General features: G+C 61.8%; 2 protein-coding genes and 1 tRNA gene. 1 reads left to right on the forward strand and 2 read right to left on the reverse strand.

From position 1 onward, the window contains the following. Positions 1 to 127: 127 nt before the first annotated feature. Positions 128 to 1,105, reverse strand: a complete 978-nt coding sequence (locus ACL9RI_RS27575) for a diguanylate cyclase domain-containing protein (protein ID WP_422729640.1) — start codon at positions 1,103 to 1,105, stop codon at positions 128 to 130. Positions 1,106 to 1,470: 365 nt separating this feature from the next. Beyond that, on the reverse strand, positions 1,471 to 3,981 hold the full coding sequence (locus ACL9RI_RS27580) for an ATP-binding protein (protein ID WP_422729641.1): 2,511 nt from the start codon (positions 3,979 to 3,981) through the stop codon (positions 1,471 to 1,473). Positions 3,982 to 4,424: 443 nt separating this feature from the next. Between ACL9RI_RS27580 and ACL9RI_RS27585 the strand changes: the two genes are divergently transcribed. Further along, a tRNA-Arg gene (locus ACL9RI_RS27585) sits at positions 4,425 to 4,501 on the forward strand.

A 4,501-nucleotide genomic window follows, 5' to 3' on the forward strand; every position in this document is an offset into this window, starting at 1 on the left:
CATCCTGTCGGCTGAAACTTTGTTGAAGGCAACACTAGGGGACTTCCCACATCTGACGGTGACATAGCCTAAAAAAACCGGGATGTCAGTCGATAGCATCCCGTTTTTTTGCGCCCTGCGCGGCGGCTTACAGGATGGATGCGAGGCCTTGCTGCTTGACCTGCGGGGCGGGCATGTCGTGCGGCGAGCAGCAATAGCGGTTCTTGCCGGCGCGCTTGGCTTCGTACAGGGCCGTGTCAGCCGAACTGAGCAAGGCTTCGACGGAAGTGGCGTCGTCGGGATAGATGCTGATGCCGATGCTGGTCGACAGGCGCAAGGTCAGGTCGTTGATGAAATACGGGTCGGAAATGACTTCGATCAGCTTGGCGGCCGGCTCGCGCGCATCGCCCTTGCCGGCCAGGTTGCCCAGCACAATGACGAATTCGTCGCCGCCGATGCGGGCCACGGTATCTTCCTTGCGCGAGGCGCCGACCAGGCGCGTGGCCACCATTTTCAATATTTCATCGCCATAACCATGGCCATAGCGGTCATTGATCGCCTTGAAGCCATCGAGATCGAGGTACAGCACGGCCGATTTGCCGCGGTTGCGGGCCGATTGCTGCACCGTATGTTCGATGCGGTCTTCCAGCAGGCGGCGGTTGGGCAGGCCGGTGAGCGGATCGTGCAGGGCCAGTTCCTGCTGCTGCTTGCTGTACTGGGCCAGTTCCTTGTACAGCAGCCGCACTTCCAGCATGTTGTGGATGCGTTTATGGACTTCCATCAGGTCGAATGGCTTGCTGATGAAATCGCGCGCACCCGCTTCCAGCGCGGCAATCTTGAAACTCGGTTGCGCCGTCAGGGCCAGCACCGGCAGGTAGCCGCCATGTTCGATCTCTTTCAAGCCTTTCATGACTTCAAAGCCATTCAGTTCCGGCATCTGCAAGTCGAGCAGGATCAAGTCGTAGCAATGTTCCTGGTGCAAGGGACAAACCTGGGCCGGCCGCATGGTGGCGGTCACATTGCTATAACCTGCATCGCGCAGGATTTCCAGCATCAGGTCGACATTATCGGGGGAGTCGTCGACGACCAAAATTTTGGCTTTCAAAATCTCATCTTGGCTGGGCATGTGTGGTCTCAGGTCAATGCTTCAAATTAGCGCTGGCGATGCAGCTTATCTATCGGCTGGCAAATCCGGCTGATATATCGCGGCTGCAACATCACGGCTGGCAACATCATCGGCTGGCAGCATATCAGGATGATAGTATCTTTATGCAACAAAACAGGGCGCACTGCAGCCGATGGGCCGGCCGCTGCCGCACTGTTGCCGAGGTGCTGGGCCGTATCATTGCCATATGGCTATAACAGTGATTTTTTTTAGTGTAGCAAACTTCGTGGAAGTTGCTTGTAGGACAGGGCCGCGTCTGAAAGTAGGAGTGGCGACCCGCTTTTGTGACTATTTTGACTCGCATTATTTGTTTCTTTGTATCAATTTTATTTGCTTTGTTTCACTGTTTTTACCAGTTGCGCCACCGTCGCCAGCAGGGCAGAAGGATCGAGCGGCTTCGAGGCATAGGCCTGGAAGCTGCCTTCGAGTGCGCGCTGGCGGTCTTGTGGCCGGGCAAAGGCCGTCAACGCCAGCGCGGGCAGGGCGCCGCCCTGGGCTGGCCCCAGTGCGCGTATCAGGGCCAGCAACTCGAGGCCGTCGATGTCGGGCATGCCGATGTCGCTGACCAGCACATCGGGCCGTTCGCTGCTCATCAGTTGCAGCGCCTGCGCCGCATTGGCCGCGCTGCAGACTTCGGCATGGCTGCCGCGCAGGATGCGTTCGGCCAGTTCGCGCGCATCGGGCTCATCGTCGACCAGCAGCACTTTCACGCCGGATAAATCACACTGGCCGCGGTCGCTGCCTGCCGGCCCATCCTTGTGGGCGGTCTCGCTACCGGCCTGCCTGCTCAGTGGCAGGCGCACGGTAAAGGTGGCGCCCTGCATATGCCCGGCGCTGCTGGCCGTGACCGTGCCGCCGTGCTGTTCGACCAGGTGCTTGACGATCGCCAGTCCCAGCCCCAGTCCGCCATGCTTGCGCGTGGTCGAGGCATCGGCCTGGCGGAAGCGGTCGAACACATAGGGCAGGAAATCGGCCTCGATGCCCATGCCATTGTCGGCCACGCTGATGGTCAGGTAGCTGCTGTCGCGCCGCACGGCGATCGTTACCTGGCCCCCCTGGGGCGTGAATTTCAGCGCATTCGACAGCAGATTCCAGATGACTTGCTGCATCCGGCCAGGGTCGCCGACGATGGTGCCCGCATCGGCTGCGATGAGGGTATTGAGCGTGATGTGCTTGGCGTCGGCGGCCGGACGCAGGGTTTCGATGGCCGAGGCGATCACGCTGGCCGGTACGATGGTTTGCAGGTCGAGCATCACCTTGTCGGAGGTGATGCGGCTCATGTCGAGCAGGTCTTCGATCAGTTGCGCCTGTGCCCGCGCATTGCGCTCGATGCTGTGCAGGCCGCGGTGCAGGTCGGCCTGGTCGCGCGTGCCGCGCCGCAAGACTTGCGCCCAGCCCAGGATGGCCGACAGCGGCGTGCGCAGTTCATGCGACAAGGTGGTCAGGAATTCGTCTTTCAGCTGGTTGGTGCGTTCCGCTTCGGCGCGTGCCTCGCGCTCGCTGTCGAGCAGCACCTTGCGCTCTTCGGCGGCGCGGCGGGCTGCCGCGTACAAGCGCGTGTTGTCGAGCGCGACGGCGGCCTGGGCCGCGATGGCGGCAACGATGCGTTCGCTGCGCGCGCTGAACATGCCCGCTTGCGGATGGCCGAGCAGCAAGCGGCCCAGCAGCTGGCCCGAACGCGAACGCACGGGCAGGCTCAGGCAGCTGCGCAAGGTGGGGGCGCCATCGGCCTGTTCTTCGGGCGCGGCCAGCAAATCGTTGTGGCGCATGCCGGGCCCCTGGCGCAGGTCGGCCGCGATGGCTTCGGCCTGGCCGGCGCTGATGCCGCTCACGGCGCGCGCGGTAGGCAGTAGCGGTTCCGGGCCGTCGCCGCTTTCGTGCAGATGGTGTTCGTCATGGTCGGTGCCATAATAGAAGGCGCCAAAGCGCGCGCCGCTGATGCGGGTGGCCGCATCGACCGTTTCCTGCAGCAGGGCGGGCAGCTCCAGCGTGCCGGCCAGCGCGGCGCCCGTGTTGTTGAGCAATTCCAGTACCCGCGTCTCATCGCGCAGCGCTTCCTGCGCCCGCTTGACCTGGTCCACGTCGGTGCTGGTACCAAACCAGCGCAACAGCTGGCCGCCCCGGTCGCGCACGGGATTGGCGCGCGTGAGAAACCAGCGGTACTGGCCGTCGCTGCCACGGATGGGGAACTCCATCTCGAACGGCGTGCCTTTGTTTAAGGCATTCTTCCAGGCTTGCATCATTTCTGGCAGGCGCTGCGGTTCGTAAGCCGTGCTCCAGCCTTCGCCGGCCATCTGCTCGGGCGTGGTGCCCGTGTAATCGTGCCAGCGCTGGTTATACCAGGCCATGGTGCCATCGAAACTGGCGATCCAGGCCAGTTGCGGGATCGAATTGGCCAGTGCGCGCAAGTCTTCCTCGCTCTGGCGCAAGCTATCTTCGGAGGCCTTGCGCTGGCTGATATCCTGGATGTAGGTGCTCAAACCTTCCGAGGAGGGAAACAGCCGCACTTCCAGCCAGCGTCCCAGTGGCAGGTAAAACAATTCGAAGCTGCCGCTTTCCCGCTGCGCCATGGCGCGCCGGTATTGCGCTTCCATGTCGGTGCCCGGCATGTCGGGGCAGGCCAGCCACAGGCTCTGGCCAGCCAGCGCGCGGCCGGCGGGGCGCCGCGGCGCCAGCATGTCGGCGCCGTGCGTATTGATATAGCGGATGGTCCAGTCGCGCTCCAGCAGGCAGACGCCATCGGCGATGCCTTCAAGCAGATGGCCCAGACGCTCATCCGGCAGGCCGGGTGCGGGGGAGGCGGGCGGCAGACTTGTTGCGCGCTCATGTTGGGCCATCTGGCCTCCTGTGACCGCTGATGTTGATGGTGTGTCTGGTCATGATGGAAGTCCGCCATGTTTTTTGCCAGGCCATGCCTGGCCTGGACGATGCGGTCATTGTAGCCCCAAGCGCCTGGCGGCCACCACACGCTTGCCGCCATGTTTGCGGGGAAAATTGCCGCCGGGCAGGGCAGCGCTTTTTGCGCTTGTTTTCACTCTATGAGAGATAGCACTGGACACAGTGGAAAGCAGTGCCTATAATCCCGCTTCTTTCGAGACAGCAACTACTCGATGCACTGGAAACACTCTGCGCAAGCAGGGTATCGTGTGCAGAATGACGTCGGCTTTTTCGGCTTGAAAAGTAGCGGGATGGTATAGGACGATGCCCTGTCAAAACCAGCTAAGCGATTGAAAAATCGAACTTTTCAAAGCGAAATGAATACGTTATAATGTTTGCCTGCGCGGCTGTAGCTCAGCTGGATAGAGTACTTGGCTACGAACCAAGGGGTCGTGGGTTCAATTCCTGCCAGCCGCACCA

It is taken from the genome of Janthinobacterium sp. Mn2066, from assembly GCF_049319705.1.
In the GTDB taxonomy this organism is placed as follows: Bacteria; Pseudomonadota; Gammaproteobacteria; order Burkholderiales; family Burkholderiaceae_D; genus Janthinobacterium.

Excerpts from the sequence above, each read along its gene's own strand:
- ACL9RI_RS27575 (WP_422729640.1), bottom strand. The coding sequence starts at position 1,105 with ATGCCCAGCCAAGATGAGATTTTGAAAGCCAAAATTTTGGTCGTCGAC.
- ACL9RI_RS27580 (WP_422729641.1), bottom strand. The coding sequence starts at position 3,981 with ATGGCCCAACATGAGCGCGCAACAAGTCTGCCGCCCGCCTCCCCCGCA.